The sequence below is a fragment of the Marinobacter segnicrescens genome (assembly GCF_900111555.1).
Classification (GTDB): Bacteria; Pseudomonadota; Gammaproteobacteria; order Pseudomonadales; family Oleiphilaceae; genus Marinobacter; species Marinobacter segnicrescens.
The window spans coordinates 204939-221754 of sequence record NZ_FOHZ01000004.1 but is presented as its reverse complement, the minus strand read 5'-3'; the positions used below and the strand labels follow the sequence as shown (position 1 = coordinate 221754).

General features: G+C 60.7%; 14 protein-coding genes and 3 tRNA genes. 8 read left to right on the top strand and 9 right to left on the bottom strand.

What is annotated here, in order from left to right; all coding sequences use genetic code 11:
• Positions 1-52: 52 nt before the first annotated feature.
• Together BM036_RS06605 and BM036_RS06600 are read right to left on the bottom strand one after the other, a co-directional pair.
• Entirely contained in the window at positions 53-1747 is a 1695-nt protein-coding gene (locus BM036_RS06605) for a long-chain-fatty-acid--CoA ligase (protein ID WP_091849702.1), read from the bottom strand.
• A 55-nt stretch (positions 1748-1802) separates the two neighbouring features.
• Positions 1803-2570, bottom strand: coding sequence for an SDR family NAD(P)-dependent oxidoreductase (locus BM036_RS06600; RefSeq protein WP_177186013.1), 768 nt, complete (start codon positions 2568-2570; stop codon positions 1803-1805).
• A gap of 173 nt (positions 2571-2743) precedes the next feature.
• Here BM036_RS06600 and BM036_RS06595 point away from each other — a divergent pair, with 173 nt between their 5' ends.
• On the top strand, positions 2744-3391 hold the full coding sequence (locus BM036_RS06595) for a hypothetical protein (RefSeq protein ID WP_091849776.1): 648 nt from the start codon (positions 2744-2746) through the stop codon (positions 3389-3391).
• A 12-nt stretch (positions 3392-3403) separates the two neighbouring features.
• Here BM036_RS06595 and BM036_RS06590 read toward each other — a convergent pair whose 3' ends face one another.
• Both BM036_RS06590 and BM036_RS06585 read right to left on the bottom strand, forming a co-directional pair.
• Complete coding sequence (locus tag BM036_RS06590; RefSeq protein WP_091849698.1) at positions 3404-4030, bottom strand: L-threonylcarbamoyladenylate synthase; 627 nt, start codon at positions 4028-4030, stop codon at positions 3404-3406.
• Positions 4027-4353 (bottom strand): BolA family protein, encoded by a 327-nt coding sequence (locus BM036_RS06585; RefSeq protein WP_091849696.1) that lies wholly within the window; start codon positions 4351-4353, stop codon positions 4027-4029. Before BM036_RS06585 ends, BM036_RS06590 begins: the two co-directional genes overlap by 4 nt.
• Before the next feature lie 152 nt (positions 4354-4505).
• Here BM036_RS06585 and BM036_RS06580 point away from each other — a divergent pair, with 152 nt between their 5' ends.
• From BM036_RS06580 to BM036_RS06565, 4 genes are all read left to right on the top strand, one after another.
• Positions 4506-6710: a DNA topoisomerase III gene (locus BM036_RS06580; RefSeq protein WP_091849694.1), complete on the top strand. Its 2205-nt coding sequence runs from the start codon at positions 4506-4508 to the stop codon at positions 6708-6710.
• 155 nt (positions 6711-6865) lie between these two features.
• Positions 6866-7582 carry a response regulator transcription factor gene (locus BM036_RS06575; protein WP_091849692.1) on the top strand — a complete coding sequence of 239 codons (717 nt, stop codon included), beginning with the start codon at positions 6866-6868 and terminating at the stop codon, positions 7580-7582.
• A 15-nt stretch (positions 7583-7597) separates the two neighbouring features.
• Entirely contained in the window at positions 7598-9253 is a 1656-nt protein-coding gene (locus BM036_RS06570) for a FecR domain-containing protein (protein WP_245742509.1), read from the top strand.
• A 68-nt stretch (positions 9254-9321) separates the two neighbouring features.
• Positions 9322-11925, top strand: a complete 2604-nt coding sequence (locus tag BM036_RS06565) for a CHASE2 domain-containing protein (RefSeq protein WP_091849688.1) — start codon at positions 9322-9324, stop codon at positions 11923-11925.
• Here BM036_RS06565 and BM036_RS20280 read toward each other — a convergent pair.
• The 5 genes from BM036_RS20280 to BM036_RS06540 form a co-directional block, all read right to left on the bottom strand.
• Positions 11922-12338 carry a fibronectin type III domain-containing protein gene (locus BM036_RS20280; RefSeq protein ID WP_245742508.1) on the bottom strand — a complete coding sequence of 139 codons (417 nt, stop codon included), beginning with the start codon at positions 12336-12338 and terminating at the stop codon, positions 11922-11924. The genes BM036_RS06565 and BM036_RS20280 overlap by 4 nt on opposite strands.
• Positions 12339-12542: 204 nt before the next feature.
• Positions 12543-12618: transfer RNA gene (locus BM036_RS06555), tRNA-Val, on the bottom strand.
• 12 nt (positions 12619-12630) lie between these two features.
• Positions 12631-12707 (bottom strand) — tRNA-Asp (locus BM036_RS06550).
• A gap of 72 nt (positions 12708-12779) precedes the next feature.
• A tRNA-Val gene (locus tag BM036_RS06545) sits at positions 12780-12855 on the bottom strand.
• Positions 12856-13035: 180 nt separating this feature from the next.
• Positions 13036-14010: a coiled-coil domain-containing protein gene (locus tag BM036_RS06540; RefSeq protein WP_091849686.1), complete on the bottom strand. Its 975-nt coding sequence runs from the start codon at positions 14008-14010 to the stop codon at positions 13036-13038.
• Positions 14011-14276: 266 nt separating this feature from the next.
• Between BM036_RS06540 and purE the strand changes: the two genes are divergently transcribed.
• From purE to sodB, 3 genes are all read left to right on the top strand, one after another.
• Complete coding sequence (gene purE / locus BM036_RS06535; protein ID WP_091849684.1) at positions 14277-14765, top strand: 5-(carboxyamino)imidazole ribonucleotide mutase; 489 nt, start codon at positions 14277-14279, stop codon at positions 14763-14765.
• A 56-nt stretch (positions 14766-14821) separates the two neighbouring features.
• Positions 14822-15943 carry a 5-(carboxyamino)imidazole ribonucleotide synthase gene (locus BM036_RS06530; RefSeq protein WP_091849682.1) on the top strand — a complete coding sequence of 374 codons (1122 nt, stop codon included), beginning with the start codon at positions 14822-14824 and terminating at the stop codon, positions 15941-15943.
• A gap of 216 nt (positions 15944-16159) precedes the next feature.
• A complete protein-coding gene (gene sodB / locus BM036_RS06525) occupies positions 16160-16738 on the top strand; it encodes a superoxide dismutase [Fe] (RefSeq protein WP_091849680.1) in 579 nt (192 codons plus the stop codon).
• Positions 16739-16816 lie beyond the last annotated feature (78 nt).

Genomic DNA, 16816 nt, shown 5'->3' with positions numbered 1-16816 from the left:
CGGAAGGATGACCGTCATCCGTGGCAGTCATCCCCTGACCACACGCCTGCGGTCAACGCCCTACCTCAGCATACAGCTCTTTCTTGGAGAGCTTGCCTACCGGCGTTTTCGGCAGTTCGTCGCGGATTTCCATGCTGTGAATCATTTCGTGCTTGCCCAGACGGGGTTTGAGGAACGCCTTCATCTCGTCCAGGGTGGGTTCCGGCTCGCCGTTCCGCAGGGTGATATAGGCCCGGGGGCTCTGGCCCCGGTATTCGTCCGGTACGCCAATGACCGATACCTCGGCAACCGCCGGGTGCTCGTAGATGGCTTCTTCGATATTACGCGGATACACGTTGTACCCACTGCAAATGATCATGTCCTTGGTGCGATCGACGATGTAGACGAAACCTTTTTCATCCATCCAGGCCACATCACCGGTGCGGAAGTAGCCCTTGTCTGTCATGGACTCGGCCGTGGCATCGTCTCGCTTCCAGTAGCCTTTCATGACATTCGGGCCCGCGATACACAGTTCGCCCCGTTCACCCTGGGGCATCTCCTGGTCGCTTCCGTCCATGGCGATGATCTTGAGGTCAATACCCGGTACCGGCACGCCACAGGCACCGGCCGGTGGCACCATGCCTTCAGGCGTGAAGGTTCCCAGGGCGGCCGTTTCTGTCATCCCCCAGCCCTCCTTGACGGAACAACCGGCGGCTTTCTGGAAACGCTGCTGAAGCTCGACAGGTAACGGCGCGCCACCGGAATTACACAGCTTGAGGGAGCCCAACTGATAGTTCCCCAGGTCGGGGCAGGCCAGCAGCGCGGAGAGCATGGTGGGGACGGCCGGGAACACCGTGATTTTGTCTTTCTGGATGGTTTCCAGGGCGGCATGGGGGTCAAACTTGAGGTGCTGGTACAAAGTGGCGCCGTTACGCAGGCCGAACAGCATGTTCACCACGATGGAATAGATATGAAACGGCGGCAAGACCGCCAGCACCCGTTCTTCGCCGGAAGCCACAGTCGTTTTCAGCGCCGAGCCCAACTGGTCCGCTGCAGCGGCAATATTACCGTGGGTCAGCATGGCCCCTTTCGGTGCACCGGTGGTGCCTCCCGTATATTGCAGCACGGCCAGGCCGTCCAGGTTCTCGGACTCCGGGTGACGCTGCCAGCTACCATCGTTATCCAGCAGTTCATCAAAGCCCATCACTCGCTCGTCCGCCGGCCACTCGGCCAGTTCACCGGCCTGGCGCAAGTGGTCGCGAACCGCCTCTGGTTGCAGGGCAAAGTCCTCTACTGAGCCCACCACCAGTTTCTGCAACCTGGAGTTGCCGAGAAACCCGGCCATTCTGGGCAACAGGGCTTGCAGGTCCAGGGTGACCATGATGTCGGTTTCACTGTCGGCGATCTTGTGCTCGAGAATGCGGTCGGCATCCAGCGGCGAATAGTTCACCACCACACCACCAGCACGCAACACCCCCAGGAAGCCGATAATGCCGTGCGGGGTGTTAGGCAGGTACAGGCCAACATGGACACCCGGGCCTACACCCAGTTGTTGCAGTCCAGCCGCCATGCGGGAGACCAGCTGGTCCAGCTCGGTATAGGACAGGTTCCGTCCCATAAAGTTGACGGCGACCTGCTCGGGCCACTGTTTCGTGGCATCCGCCAGCATCTGGTGAACGGCACGGCCGGACAGTTCCGGCTGGTGGGGAATCTCCGGTGGATAGCTGGCAAACCAGGGGGCATCGAGGGCGACAGGGTTGTTTTTCATGGGGACTCCGGAAGTCGGTTGTTATTGTATGGGGGTGTCGGCGGAGGCAAGGGTGTCAGGCACCGAAGGCGGTCCAGCCACCGTCCACCATGATGGTTTCACCGGTAATGTACGACGACGCTTCTGCCGCCAGGAATATGGCCGTGCCCACCATCTCCTCCGGGCGGGCCATACGCTTCATCGGTGTGCGGGCCGCCACTCGCTCAGCAAAGTCTGCCCGGGTATCGGTGATGGCTTTCACCAGCGGGGTTTCGGTATAGGCCGGCGCCAGGGCATTCACCCGCACGCCCCGTTCCGCCCACTCCACGGCCAGGGTCTTGGTCAGCATGTCTACTCCACCCTTGCTGGCGCAATAGGCGGAAGAGCCGGTAAGCCCGGTCTTGCCGGCAATAGAGGAAATGTTGACGATGCTGCCGCTGCGCTGGCTGAGCATATGACGGCCAACTGCCTGGGCCATCAGGAAGACCCCGGTCAGATTAATGTTGATGATGGTCTGCCAGTCTTCCAGGGGCAATTCTTCGGCGGGCTTTTTGATAGTGAGCCCGGCATTGTTGATCAGCACGTCAATCTGCCCGAATTCATCGATGGCGGCGTCTACCGTGGCGGAGATCTGGCCCGGATCGCTGACGTCACATGGCGCAACCAGGGTCCGTACACCCAGGGCCTCGGCTTCCTTAGCGACCGCTTCCAGCTCATCGCGACTGCGGCTGCATAACACGAGGTGACTGCCTGCTTCTGCCAGCCCCAGGGCGATGCTGCGACCAATGCCGCGTCCGGCTCCGGTGACCAGGCTGACCTTCCCACTCAAATCGAATAATGACATGGTATTACTGCCTTTTATGGGGTTGTTTTTATTGGGATCGCCTAAAGCAAAACATGGGAGCGGACAAAAAGCCAGCGCGAAAATTGCCCGCTTTCGACGGCATTGGCCCGCTTCCTGCTTGCACCCGGATAACGTGTCATTTTCTGGCCGGTTCAGACCGGAGGTAAGTCTCAATGTCGTTGCTGACATCACTGATCAAGGCGGGCACCCAGTTCCAGCAGGCGGCAACCCGTCGCAACGAAGATGCCCGGCCCGCCGCCACTGGCAAGGCGGAGCAGCCCCGGGGCGCCGATCACAACGGAACGAATGATGACCGTTTCACCCTCACCGGGGGACAGCCTGGAACCAAGACGGGGCGGCTGTCGGTGACTGAATACCGTCAGCAGGTCGGGCAGGATATTGCCTATGTCAGGGAAACCTTGCGGCACAAGCTTGCCGAATACGGTATGCAGCCCACCACCCAGATTGCCGTGTCCCGCACATCATCCGGAGAGGTAAGCATACAGGGGCGCATGCCTGAGCAGCCCCGCCAGCGCATCGAGCAGGACCTCAACAACAGCCGGGAGTTTCGGGACACCCTCAAGCGCCTGAGCGTCAATGAACCGACCCTGGCATTCGTGGACACCGCCCTGAAACTGAACCGGGCCTATGGCACCAGCAATACCGTTCTGGACACCCTGGTCAGCGACAATCAGCAGTTCAACGGCCTGCAGGACCTTGTGCACCGCTATGACAGTATTCGCAAGACCTTCGCCAGCAACGACGGACGAGTATCAGAGACGACCCGGGGCTATGCCTTCCGGCTGAACGCCCGGGCCTGATCCGCGCCTCGGTCAATCGACCCGGAAAGGTTCCGGGTCTCCCTTGCCGACGCGGGTAACCTCTGGCACCGCACCGGTCATGTTGACAACCGTGGTTGGCTCCATGCCACAGAAGCCGCCATCGATGATCAGCTCCAGTTCATGCTCCAGCGCATCCCGGATCTCTTCCGGATCCGTCATCGGGTTTTCCTCCCCCGGCAGGATCAGGGTGCTACTCATGATAGGCTCACCCAGCTCACCAAGCAGCGCCTGGACGATGGCATTGTCCGGCACCCGCAGACCGATGGTGCGACGCTTGGGGTGAAGCAACCGGCGCGGTACTTCACTGGTGGCATCAAGGATGAAGGTGTAAGGGCCGGGGGTGAAGGTCTTGAGCAGCCGGTACTGGGTATTGTCCACTTTCGCGTAGACGCCGACATCTGAAAGATCCCGGCACACCAGTGTGAAATTGTGCTTGTCATCGAGCTTGCGGATGCGCTTGATGCGATCGGCCGCCTGCTTGTCCCCCAGGTGACAGCCAATAGCGTAACCGGAATCGGTGGGATAGACGATCACACCACCCTGGCGGAGGATGTCCACCGCCTGCTTGATCAGCCGTTTTTGCGGGGTTTCCGGGTGAATCTGGAAAAACTGACTCATGATGCCTGCTCCCTTTTCGAACCACCCATACAGTTGGGCGACGCGGGTACCTGGCCACCGCTGGCCTCCCATTCCCGGGGAGTATAGAGATGTAACGCCAGGGCATGGACACCCCCCTGCATCTCGTCAGCCAGTGCCTGATAGACGGCCTGGTGACGGCGCACCTTTGACTGGCCTTCAAACTGGTCCGAAATCAGCGTCACCTTGAAGTGTGTTTCGGAGTTCGGCGGCACGCTGTGCATATGGCTTTCGTTTTCCACGGTCAGGTGACCGCCTTCGAAACGTTCGCCCAGTTTCTGTTCAATCGACTGCTGTAATCGCATATCGGTGCCTTTCTGGTTGGAATTGCCTGTTCCTGTTGATGGAATCAACATTCTGACTTGCCATCAGTTTACACCCTGTATGCTGTCTTGACAGGGGCTTCGCCAGACGCCATCTTGCGACTCCCTGACAACCCCGGATGCCGCCACACGCCATGCGCCTCTATATCGCCGAAAAACCCAGCCTGGGCCGCGCCATCGCCGATGCCCTGCCTGGCCCGCTAAAGAAGGGTCCTGGCTGGCTCAGGTGCGGTGACGGCGAGCAGGCAGTCATCGTCAGCTGGTGCATTGGCCACCTGCTGGAGCCCGCCGAACCGGCCAGCTACGATCCGCGCTGGAAATCCTGGCGCATGGCGGATCTTCCGGTCTTCCCGGACCAATGGCAACTGGCTCCCAGGGACAGTGTGGCAAAGCAGCTTGGGGTGCTGGAAGGCCTGGTTCGCAAGGCCGAGCTCATCTACCACGCCGGCGATCCGGACCGGGAAGGCCAGTTACTTGTGGATGAAGTACTGCGGTACTTCAATGTTCGCTGCCCGGTCCAACGGGTGCTGATCAACGACCTGAACCGGGATGCGGTGCGCAAGGCGCTGGCAGCCCCGCGAGATAACCGGGATTTCCGGCGGCTTTCGCACTCAGCCCTGGCCCGACAGCGCGCTGACTGGCTATACGGCATCAACCTCACCCGCTACTACACCCTGAGTTACCGGCAACAGGGCGCTGACGGCGTCTATTCAGTGGGTCGGGTGCAGACCCCGGTGCTTGGGCTGGTCGTTCACCGGGACGACACCATCGCCAACTTCGAACCAAAGCCCTGGTACCGGCTGACAATAACCGCACGCCCTTCCGGCGATGAAGCCCCGGACCAGGATTTCGAGGCCCGCTGGTTACCATCGGAGAATCAGCAGGAATTCCTGGACGATGAAGACCGGTTACTTGACCGGGAGGTGGCGGAAGACATCGCCAATGCGGTAAATGGCCGCCCCGGTCGTATCACCGCGGCCCGTTTCCGGGACCGGAAGGAAACCGCACCCCTGCCCCTGTCGCTCTCTGCCCTGCAAATCGAGGCGGGAAAGGCGTTCGGGATGGGCGCCAAGGCGGTACTGGACACCGCCCAGAGCCTGTACGAAAAGCACCAACTGATCACCTACCCACGTTCCGATTCCCGCTATCTGCCGGAGGGGCACCTGGAGCAGGCCGCGGGAGTATGCCAGGCCATTGCTAAAGTGGATGACAGCCTTGCCGACACGGCCAGTGGGGTGAACCTGGATCGCCGCTCGGCGGCCTGGAACGACAGCAAGGTCGACGCCCACCACGCCATCATCCCCACACTCCGGGCCCGCCCGGCGGGACAGCTGAGCCAGCAGGAGCGCAGCGTCTACAACCTGGTGGCTCGCTATTACCTGATGCAGTTCATGCCCGACGCAGTTCACCGGGAAGGGCGGCTGGACCTGGCCATCAGCGACCATCGTTTCCGCGCCACCGAAACCGCCCTGCTCGAACCCGGCTGGAAATTACTGGAACCCCGGCAACGCTCCTCGAAAACCTCCGCCGAGGCCCCGAGAAAGCCCCTGCCACGGCTTGAGCCGGGTGATGATGTGACCTGTATCGACAGCACAATCAAGGAGCGCCTGACACAGCCACCCCAGCATTTCACCGATGCAACTTTGCTGGCGGCCATGACCAACATTGCCCGCTTCGTCAGCGACCCGCAGTTGCGAAAAACCCTGCGGGAGACAGATGGACTGGGCACCGAAGCCACCCGGGCGGCCATCATCGAAACCCTCTTCCGCCGCGATTACCTGTTCCGGGAAGGGCGCCATATACGTGCCACGGAGAAAGGCCAAAGCCTGATCCATGCATTGCCCGAGGCCATCAGCGAACCGGACATGACCGCCCTGTGGGAAGCGACCCTGGAGCAGATCCGCGCAGGGGACGGCGACCCTCGACAGTTCCTTGAGGAACTAAAGGGCCAGATCAGCGGTTTTATCCGGCAACCGGCCAGCAGTCCGGTGAAGACGTCCACCGGTACCAGTACAGAAACACTTCCACAGGCCGACTCGGATGGCATCCACTGCCCGAAGTGCCGCGCGCCCATGCGCGTCCGCGAGGGCAAGTTTGGCCGCTTCCATGCCTGCACCCGCTTCCCGGATTGCAACGGTACCCGGCCGCTGGAAGACAGCGCCCCCCAGGACGGCACCAGTCAGCGCCCCTGGCCCTGCCCCGCCTGCTACGCACCCCTCGTGCGCAGAAAAAGTCACCGCGGTTGGTTCTGGGGCTGCAGTAATTTCCCTTCCTGCCGACAAACAGTGAACGACGACAACGGCAGCCCGGTGGCGGTCAGGCGTCCGCCGGCCCGGTAATGGCTCCTCGCTTCCGGCAGACCGGCGTAAGAGTTACCTAAATCAAACACAATGACACTGAAGTGTGCGCAGAGATTTGACACAATATTGTGATATAAACGGTCGTTTAAGTGACACCCGCACCATGCGGCTTGGCATCCCCCAGGAGACAGACCATGCGAATAGCCCTGCTTGAAGACGAGCATGAACAGGCTCAGCATGTACAACAGATTCTGGCTGACCAGGGCCATCCCTGTGACAGTTTCCCTACCGGCCAGGCGTTTATCAGCGCAGCCCTGCACCGCAGCTATGACCTGATGATCCTGGACTGGCAGATCCCCGACATGACAGGTCTGGACGTGCTGCGGGACATCCGCTCCCAGCTCAACTGGCCAGTTCCCGTGGTATTCCTGACCCAACGGGACAGTGAGCAGGACATCGTGCAGGCCCTGGACGCCGGCGCCGATGACTACCTGGCCAAGCCCGCTCGGCCTGCAGAACTGATTGCCCGCATCAACGCCCTGGCCCGGCGCTCCAACCCCGACGCCGACAAGGAAGAGCTGCACTACGGACCGTTCGTGGTCAATACCAGCCGTCGCACCATCACTTTGCACGGCGAGTTGCTCACCCTGACCGACAAGGATTTCGACCTGACCCTGTTCCTCTTCCAGAACCAGGGTCGGTTACTGACCCGGGAAATGCTCCTGGAACGGGTCTGGGGGCTGACCCGGGATATCAACACTCGCACAGTCGATACCCACATGAGCCGACTTCGCCGCAGGCTGGGCCTGAACCCTGACAATGGGTTCAGGATCAAGACCATCTATCAGCGGGGCTACCGTCTTGAATCCATGTCCGAAGCCACCGCCGAAGAAGAACCCACTACCGCCTGATACAGGAAGCTGCTGTTGCATTCCGTAGCCGACATGATTCGACGAGTTCGCGCGGCCCTGGCCATGGTGTGTGCCATGGCATTGCTGTCAGCCGCGATGCCTGCAGTGGTAAGCGCCGAGCTTGCCGTCACCAAAGGCTCTTCGGCCCGGGCCCCGGGTGTCGTCAGCGGCAGCAGTGAGTGGACCTACACGCTGAAACCCGGTGAGAGCTTTGACCGGGTGGCCCGCGAGCTGCTCCGGGCCGACGTGTCCGGCCGCCAGCTGGCCAGCTACAACGGCGCATCCTCATCCAGCCACTTCCGGCAAGGCGACCGCGTACGTATCCCTATTGCCTGGCTGCGCCAGCAGCCAGAGCCTGCGCGGGTGATCGCCGTCAGCGGCCATGCCCAGGTGCGCTCGTCCAGTGGTGGCTCGCTGCGCCGGCTTGGCGGCGGCGACATCATCCGGGCCGGCGACACCATCATTACCCGCGATGGTGTGGTTAGCGTAGAGCTGGCAGATGGCTCCAGCGTTCGCATCAACCCGTCCAGCTCCGTTGTGTTCAACCGCCTTACTCGCTATGGCCGGACCGGCATGACCGATACCCGCATGCGCCTTGAGCGAGGTGGACTCAGTAATCGGGTCAATCCCCTGATCGAGGAGGGGGCCAGGTTCGAGATTGAAACCCCTTCGGCCATTGCCGCTGTCAGGGGTACGGCATTCTCCCTGCAAACCGACCGTCAGGGTAGCCATTTGCAGGTTACCGAAGGTCGGGTGGAGTTTGGCCGGCCCGGTGCCACCCGGGAAATTCCGGCTGGCTTTGCCGCCTCTGTGAGCAGTTCCGGTCCCACCGACCTTGTGATTCGCCGACTACCGCCGGCACCAAAGCTCGCTGAACTGCCCGGCACCCTCACTAGCCTGCCCGGCACCATTAGCTGGCAACCCGGCAGTGGCGACCGGTACCAGGTCGATATTGTGGACGATGAATCCGGACAATGGGTTCGCCGTGAACAGGTCCGCGGTAACCAGCTGACCCTGACCGACCTGGATAACGGTAACTATCGCCTGGAAATAGCCTCTCTCTCAGCAGGAGGCACCCAGGGCATGCCCGCCAGCGCAAACCTGCAGGTGGACCTTTCTGCACGCGCCGCTGAGCTGGTCGAACCCGCGGCAAATGCCCGGCTCGATACCGACCTGCCCCGCTTTCGGTGGCGCTACCAGGGCGACAGCGAACGGGCGCGTGTGGAAATAGCGCAGGACCCTGACTTTACCAACCTGGCGGCCAGCAGCGACTGGAGCCAGCGAGAAATCGCCACGCCTGACCGCTCCCTGGACGCCGGCGCCTATTACTGGCGTGTGGTCACTGAGGCAGGTGGTAGCTCTGTCGCCACCAGCGAAGCCCGGGCACTGACGATCAATGGAACCCTGGAGCCGGTTCGCGTACTCAGCGCCAATTACATGGATCGGCAAGTGCGCATTTTCTGGGAAACCATCGACCAGGCTTCAGGCTATCTGTTACAGCTCTCTGAAGACCCCGCGTTCGAAGACGTAATCAAGGAGGCCACCGTGGACGACACCACCGCAGCCTTGCGCCTGATTCCCGGAAGGAGGTATTTTGTCCGGCTACGGGCGGTGTCCGAAGGTCCAATGGCGGGCCGGTGGGGCCCTGGCAGAGAATTATATGTAGAATAAGGCGACTGTCTGACGGGACTTCCGGAAACTGGCAGTGCCCGAATCCACCACGCACCACAGCAGGCCCCATGAAGAGGGATTGGTTTATCACCAGACATTCAGCCTGGACGCTAGCCCTGCCCCTCATCGGCATCCTGCTGCTGCTCCAGCTGAGCACCCTGCCCCAGCGGCTCGACAACTGGCTGTATGACACGCTCGTGACCGCCTTCCCCCCTGCCAGCTCCGAAGATGTGGTCATCGTCGCCATTGACGAGAACAGCCTGTCAGAAATCGGCCCCTGGCCCTGGCCCCGGGCAGTACACGCCCGTCTGATCCGTAACCTGACGGCGGCCGGCGCGAACCGCATCGTGATGGATATCCTCTTTCCGGAACCAACAACGGATGACCCGGTGCTGGCTGACGCCATGCGCGAGCACGGTGGTGTCATTCTGCCGCTTTACCTTGCACCGGGCAGTCAATCAGACCTTTTCCGGGAGCAACTGCCCACTCCAACCCTGGCCACTGCCGCCTTTGCTCTCGGCCACGCCCATGTTGAACTGGACTCCGATGGTATCGCCCGCGGGCTGTATCTCTATAATGGCCTTGGCAACAGTCTCTGGCCAGCCATGGCATTACAGGCAGGAGCCAGTGAACCATCCCGGGGGCCCACTGCCTTCCCGGAACAACAGGCACCCCCATACGTTAACGTACGCCGTGAGTTCAGGCGGGTCCCACTGGCCGGTCGAAGCGGGGCCTATACCACCCTGTCGTACAGTGACTTGCTGGACAACCCTGCCGGCCACCCCTGGCTGGACGGCAAGACCGTATTGGTTGGCGCCACTGCCGCAGGCTTCGGCGACGTGTTGCCGACCCCATTCTCCGGACTGGCCCAGCCCATGTCCGGGGTTGAATTCCATGCCAACGCCCTGGCTGCTGCCCAGCGTGGGGAGCTCATCAGGGAGGCGCCCCGATACTGGATGGCAGGGCTGTCACTGCTGACCGTACTGATGGTGGTTCTGGTACTGCCCCGGTTGCGCCCCAGCGGCACCTTCGTGTTTTCCTGCCTGATGTTCACGGCCATTGTCACCGGGGCAGTAACAACCCTGCTTGTGCTGAACCTCTGGGTACCCATAGCCCATGCCCTGCTGGTAGTGGTCATCGCATTCCCGCTCTGGAGTGCACGCCGGCTGTCGCTGGCCAACCACTTCCTCAATCAGCAGATAGACCAACTGGAACGGGGTAACCTGCTCCACCTGCCAGCTACCTGGAGCCGCAGCCCGCGGCAGATCCTCGCCAACCTGCGGGCGCTGCTGACCCCGGACGGCTGGCTGTTAATGGAAGACAACCAAGTGCTGGAGCAACACAACCTGCGCCCTGAAGATCGTCATCCGGGCTGGCAAGGCTCGCCCGGCACCTGGCACCACGACCAGGGCGTCAGCCGGATTACGCTGACCCGGGGAGATAACCGCTATCGCCTAGCCCTGTTACTGCCACCTGGCCTTGCTGGTGCGGCAGCGGAACGTTATCTGGGACGACTCACCCTCCAGGCACCGGATCGGGAACCGGTAGCGGTGATCCGTGAGAACCTTTCCACACGGATTAACCGCGCGCAGGAAGCGACCCAGAAACTCAATCATATACAGGGTTTTATCTGGCGCAGCTTCGAACACATGCCCGACGGCATTATTGTGACCGACCCGCTGGGCCTGATCCTGTTCGCTAACAGCCACGTTCCCCGCTGGTTCAACGAGCCCCAGCCAAGCCTGCAGAGTATGTCACTGGCAACGCTGCTTCAGGGCCACGACCCCCGCAATCCTGGCTGGGCTGAAACCCTGGCTGACACCCTGACCCAGCAACAAAGCCGTACCGTGGATCTGCGCCTGCACGGGAGGGACTTCCTGATCCACTTTGCGCCCTTCCTGCTGCCGGACAGCAACCAGAACGGCATTATCGCCAACATCTCTGACATCTCTGAACTTCGGGAACAGCAGCGCCAGCACCGGGAGGCCATCGACTTTATCTCCCACGACGTCCGCTCCCCGCTGGTTTCCCAGCTGGCATTGATCGAACAGCTGAAGCGTCGCCCCGGTGAGGTCCAGGCCGAGCAACTGGACCAGCTCCGCAAGCTGGCCCGTCGCAGTTACCATCTCGCGGAAGAATTCGTACAGCTGGCCCGGGCGGAACAGCTGACCGAAACGCGGTTCTACGACTGTGAGTTCCTGTCGATTGTCGAGAACGCCCGTGACAGTGTCAGTGAGCAGGCGCTGGAGAAGAGCATCAAGCTGGTCCTGCTGGGGAACGATGACCTGTGGCTCAGAGGCAATGCGGAGCTTCTGGAAAGGGCGGTCATCAACCTGCTGACCAATGCGGTCCAGTACTCGGAACCGGGTACTGCAGTGACCATGCAGGTATTCCGCGCCGGCCACCAGGCCTGCCTGACCGTGACCGACGAGGGGCCAGGAATCGCAGCCTCAGAACTGCCAACACTGTTCGATCGCTTCCAGCGCCAGAAAAGCAGCGAACTCGCTGGCAAGCACGGCGTCGGTCTCGGGCTGTCTTTCGTAAGCGTCGTGGTGGAAAAGCACAAGGGCGAGATTGCCGTTGAATCGAAGGAAGGCGAGGGATCGGCCTTCACGCTCAAATTACCGGTGGCCGATCATCCCGACGAAAGCCGGGATGGCAGAGGGAATTAGAGAGTCCGTGACACCGGTGCACTGGGCGCGCTGATCAGACCGTTACTGTCAACCGTTTGCACAGCGAAGTACCAGGTGCCGGATGACAGTCCGTTGACATTGTAGCCACATTCAAGCACCTCACAATCAACCACTGCCTGCTGGTCCAACTCCGACGGACTCTGCCCATACCGTACGATGTAGCCATCGATATCGGTCTGGTAGCTGAGCTGCTCGCCGTTAACCCGCTGTGCGGGTGCCAGCCAGCTAAGATACACCGCCTCGCCACCGGAGCTGTTGGCCTCCGCGACATAGGATTCGTTAGCCGTTCCGGAACTGGCGCTGGAGCCGCCGCCCCCGCACCCGGCCAGTACGATTACACTAAATAAAGCGGCAAAGGCAGCCCCTGAAAATCCCGGACTGGCTGAATGCATCTATACGGCTCCGTCTACTGCTGGTTGATTTTTCATTATTTTACAAAATGATTGCGGCTGACTTTGTGAACAAAGTCGTCGTTCAGGTCATCAATGACGGGAAAATTGTAAGATCCAGTAACGAGGGGTAACGACGAGTAAGCCAGAAACGCGAACAACCCGGTCACGGGCGCCACGAAATCCGAAAATAAGAAGCAGTAAAAATGGTGGGTGGTGCAGGGATCGAACCTGCGACCCTCGCCTTGTAAGGGCGATGCTCTCCCAGCTGAGCTAACCACCCGGGAAGGAAAAATGGCGGAGCGGACGGGACTCGAACCCGCGACCCCCGGCGTGACAGGCCGGTATTCTAACCAGCTGAACTACCGCTCCGCATCGTCAACAAAAAGACCGGTGCCTTTCTGCCAACCACTGCTGACCGGGGTTAGCCAGCAGTCCGGAAAATGGTGGGTGGTGCAGGGATCGAACCTGCGACCCTCGCCTTGTAAGGGCGATGCTCTCCCAGCTGAGCTAACCACCCATCTCCGGGTCACCCGGTTGACGTTGCCGGCGTGTCGCCGTGTTCATCAACCAAGTGAGACGCGCATTTTAAGTATTTCTGAGGCGGTGTCAAATGTTTCCGGGAAATTTCCATGAATTTTTTCCACCACCTCTGAAGCCGTCTAATTTCCAACCAATTCCGTGATTTACACGAACTCCTCTATTGTGCCCTGAGCTGGTCAACCTGCTGTTGCAAACGGACGAGCCGCGACGTCAGCTGGGCCCGGGAAGCGTCCACCGATTCCAGCGTCTGCTCCGCCTCACTGAGCCGGCTGCGAGTGGCCGACAACTGCCGGCTGAGCTCAGCCACCCGGCCGTCCCCGGACTCCAGGGACTGTATTCGGCTTTCAAGCCCCTCTATGGTCAGGGACTGTTCCTGGCGGAACCGGGTCAACTGCTGATTCACCCTTTCATCAACGCCCTCCAGGTCATTCACCAGGGACGCTACCCGCTGCTGGACATCACCGATGCCCTGTTCCAGCGTTTCCACCGACGTCGCCAGCTCCGCCTGGCGTTGTCCGGCCTGTTCAACCGTGCCGCCGAGGCTATCGAGTTCATCCGTCACCGTAACGACCGATGCCTTCGTATCGGACAAGCCGGTGGCCAGGGTTTCCAGGCGCCCGCTCAATGCTTCCTGCTGCTCCCCAAGCGCCTCGATCCGGGGCCGGTTCTTGTCATTGGCCAGAACCCAGAGTTTGCGAATTTCGTCATTGACCTCTCCCAGTGTCTGGCCAACCTCTGTCAATCGCTCCTCCATGGACGACCCCGTCTCCTCCAGGTTCTCCCCGGTCTCGGACAGGTCCCCCTCGAACCGCGCCAGCGCCAGCTTGCTTTGCCGGCTCCAGTAATCGGCCTCTTCCAATTGATTTTCCATTGCAGAGAGCTTCTGCTGCATATGCCAGCCAAACCAGCCGGCAACACCGGCACTGACCAACAACAGCAACACCAGTAACCAGGTGACCCCACGGCCGGAACCGCCGGAGCCTTCGACCTTGCGAGGCGGTGGAGGGGTGCCACCATTACGTCCACCCTTGGGGTGCTTACCCTCCCCTGGCGGAACTGTCGCCTTGCCACCCTTCCCGGTAATCGGCTCCCGGGCGCGAAGCTCATCTTCATCGGGGCGAATCGAATCCATAACGTCTCCTGGATCAGTCAACTGCACGCATGCTGGAAACATAACTATACAATGGCGTGTGATCATATCGGCTCCCGTGCACCATGACCAACCGGCCAGCAACATCGAAACCTGTCGGATCGGTTTGCATGGCGAACAGTCAGATCCTAAAATGGCGGGCTTTCCCGACGACGGGCCTGGCCCAATCCGGCAACGCACCTGGCAAGCCAGCCGGATAAAAAGCCAGCATACCCGCTGCCGACACCTTCATTGCCGGGGACACCACTATGCAACCGCTGGTAGGCATCATCATGGGCTCCAAATCGGACTGGCCCACCATGGAACATGCCGCCCAAATGCTCGACAAACTGGGCGTCAGCTATGAGACCCGGGTGGTTTCCGCCCATCGCACACCGGACCTGCTGTTTGACTACGCCAAGAGCGCGTCGGACCGTGGCCTGAAAGTGATCATCGCGGGCGCTGGCGGTGCCGCCCACCTGCCCGGTATGGTGGCGTCCCAGACATCGTTACCCGTCCTGGGCGTACCCGTACAGTCAAAGGCCCTGAACGGCCTGGACTCCCTGCTGTCCATCGTCCAGATGCCAGGAGGGGTCGCGGTAGGCACCCTGGCCATCGGCAACGCCGGCGCCACCAACGCCGGACTGCTGGCGGCACAGATCATCGGCAGCTTTGATAACCAGGTCCGTCAAGCGGTGGATGCTTTCAGGGCAACCCAGACCGAGACAGTCCTGGACAACCCGGACCCGAGACCCTGACCAGGCCAACTTCGCTACCCGAACTCCGAAGCGTTAACGTTACCAGGAGAAACCGAATGAGAATTGGCGTACTAGGCGCAGGCCAACTGGGAAGAATGCTCGCACTGGCCGGCTACCCACTGGCCAAGACCTTTACCTTCTACGACATGTCCGGCAATCCAAGCGCCGGGGTTGGTGAGGTCATCATCGACAAGGAAGGCAGCAACCTGGATGAGTTCCTGGCCAGGGTGGACGTGGTCACCTACGAATTCGAACACCTGCCCGTAGCAATTGCCGAAAGGATCGCTGAGAGCAAGCCGGTACACCCGGTACCCCGCGCCCTTCAGGTTTGCCAGAACCGGGAAGCTGAAAAGACGTTGTTCGGCAACCTGGGCATACCCACCCCCCAGTGGCGTATGGCCGACAGCGCGGACGCCCTGCGCCAGGCAGCGGAAAGGCTTGGCTGTCCGGTCGTCGCCAAGTCCAATACCGAAGGCTACGACGGCAAGGGCCAGGCTGTCCTGCGTAGCCCGGAAGACGCCGAACAGGCCTGGAATGCCATCGGACACGACCGCCTGATGGTGGAAAAGTTTGTCGAGTTCACTCGGGAAGTCTCGATCATCGCCGTACGTGGCACCGACGGTGACGTCGCTTTTTACCCCATTGCGGAAAATGTCCACCATGAGGGCATCCTGCGGTACTCCATCGCACCGGCACCGAGCCTGAGCCGTGAACTGGAAGAAAAGGCCGACGGCTACATCCGCGCCTTGCTCAATGAGCTGGATTACGTCGGCGTACTGGCACTTGAGTTGTTTGAAACCGCAGATGGGCTTGTCGCCAACGAAATGGCCCCCCGTGTCCATAACTCGGGCCACTGGACCATGGAAGGCGCCATGACCAGCCAGTTCGAGAACCATATCCGCGCGGTTGCCGGCCATCCACTTGGCAATACCGCCGCACGGGGCCTCAGCTGTATGGTGAACATCATCGGCGAACACGGAGAAATCAACCGCATACTCGAGCTGCCATACGCCCACCTGCACCTCTACGCCAAGGAAGAGCGCCCGGGGCGCAAGCTTGGCCACGTCAACGTGCTGGCAGACAGTTATGAAGAGCTCAAATGGCGGGTACGCAACGTCGCCCAGTTCCTGCCCGGCAGCCCGGAACTGGACTGCTCACTGACCCGGAGTGCCGTGTAAACCCGGACCATCGTTAATCCGGGGCCGGCGCGCCCGCGTAAAGTTTTAGCCGGCTGCCCTTGAAAAAAATCAAGCAGGCCCGATACTTGATGGTTGCAGAGTTACAAACAAGTGCTGTTGTAACGCAGTATCACTGCAACACCAACGCGCTATAAACGCTCATCGGGGGTATCAACGACCCCTGAAATACTGAGAGAAACCAGGGAGAACGACCTCATGGCTTTTGAACTTCCCGCACTTCCATATGCCAAGAACGCACTGGAACCGCACATCTCCGAAGAAACTCTGGAATACCATTACGGCAAGCACCACAACACCTACGTCACCAAGCTCAATGGCCTGGTTGAAGGTACTGATGATGCCAACAAGTCCCTGGAAGACATCATCAAGAGCGCCAGCGGCCCGCTGTTCAATAACGCCGCTCAGGTCTGGAACCATACCTTCTACTGGCACTGCCTGAGCCCCAACGGCGGTGGTGAGCCCACCGGAGCAGCCAAGGAAGCTATCGAGAAAGCTTTTGGCTCCTTCGAAGACTTCAAGAAAGAGTTTAACGACAAGGCCGCCAACAACTTCGGTTCAGGCTGGACCTGGCTGGTAAAGAAGGCCGACGGCTCAGTAGCCATCGCCAACACCAGCAACGCTGAAACTCCGCTGACCGGCCCGGACAAGCCAGTCCTGACTGTGGATGTGTGGGAGCACGCCTACTACATCGACTACCGCAACAGCCGTCCCAACTACCTGGAAGCCTTCTGGAACCTGGTAAACTGGGATTTCGTGAACGAAAACCTGGCCTGATCCTGCCGTTTTCGGTATCACCGGTGCCTGACCAGCGGCACCCCGGAAAGCCCGCCACCGTGCGGGCTTTTTGTTTAA

What these genes read in the sequence shown, in the direction of transcription:
- BM036_RS06605 (WP_091849702.1), bottom strand. Translation starts at nt 1,747, where the DNA reads ATGAAAAACAACCCTGTCGCCCTCGATGCCCCCTGGTTTGCCAGCTAT.
- BM036_RS06600 (WP_177186013.1), bottom strand. Translation starts at nt 2,570, where the DNA reads ATGTCATTATTCGATTTGAGTGGGAAGGTCAGCCTGGTCACCGGAGCC.
- BM036_RS06595 (WP_091849776.1), top strand. Translation starts at nt 2,744, where the DNA reads ATGTCGTTGCTGACATCACTGATCAAGGCGGGCACCCAGTTCCAGCAG.
- BM036_RS06590 (WP_091849698.1), bottom strand. Translation starts at nt 4,030, where the DNA reads ATGAGTCAGTTTTTCCAGATTCACCCGGAAACCCCGCAAAAACGGCTG.
- BM036_RS06585 (WP_091849696.1), bottom strand. Translation starts at nt 4,353, where the DNA reads ATGCGATTACAGCAGTCGATTGAACAGAAACTGGGCGAACGTTTCGAA.
- BM036_RS06580 (WP_091849694.1), top strand. Translation starts at nt 4,506, where the DNA reads ATGCGCCTCTATATCGCCGAAAAACCCAGCCTGGGCCGCGCCATCGCC.
- BM036_RS06575 (WP_091849692.1), top strand. Translation starts at nt 6,866, where the DNA reads ATGCGAATAGCCCTGCTTGAAGACGAGCATGAACAGGCTCAGCATGTA.
- BM036_RS06565 (WP_091849688.1), top strand. Translation starts at nt 9,322, where the DNA reads ATGAAGAGGGATTGGTTTATCACCAGACATTCAGCCTGGACGCTAGCC.
- BM036_RS20280 (WP_245742508.1), bottom strand. Translation starts at nt 12,338, where the DNA reads ATGCATTCAGCCAGTCCGGGATTTTCAGGGGCTGCCTTTGCCGCTTTA.
- BM036_RS06540 (WP_091849686.1), bottom strand. Translation starts at nt 14,010, where the DNA reads ATGGATTCGATTCGCCCCGATGAAGATGAGCTTCGCGCCCGGGAGCCG.
- purE (WP_091849684.1), top strand. Translation starts at nt 14,277, where the DNA reads ATGCAACCGCTGGTAGGCATCATCATGGGCTCCAAATCGGACTGGCCC.
- BM036_RS06530 (WP_091849682.1), top strand. Translation starts at nt 14,822, where the DNA reads ATGAGAATTGGCGTACTAGGCGCAGGCCAACTGGGAAGAATGCTCGCA.
- sodB (WP_091849680.1), top strand. Translation starts at nt 16,160, where the DNA reads ATGGCTTTTGAACTTCCCGCACTTCCATATGCCAAGAACGCACTGGAA.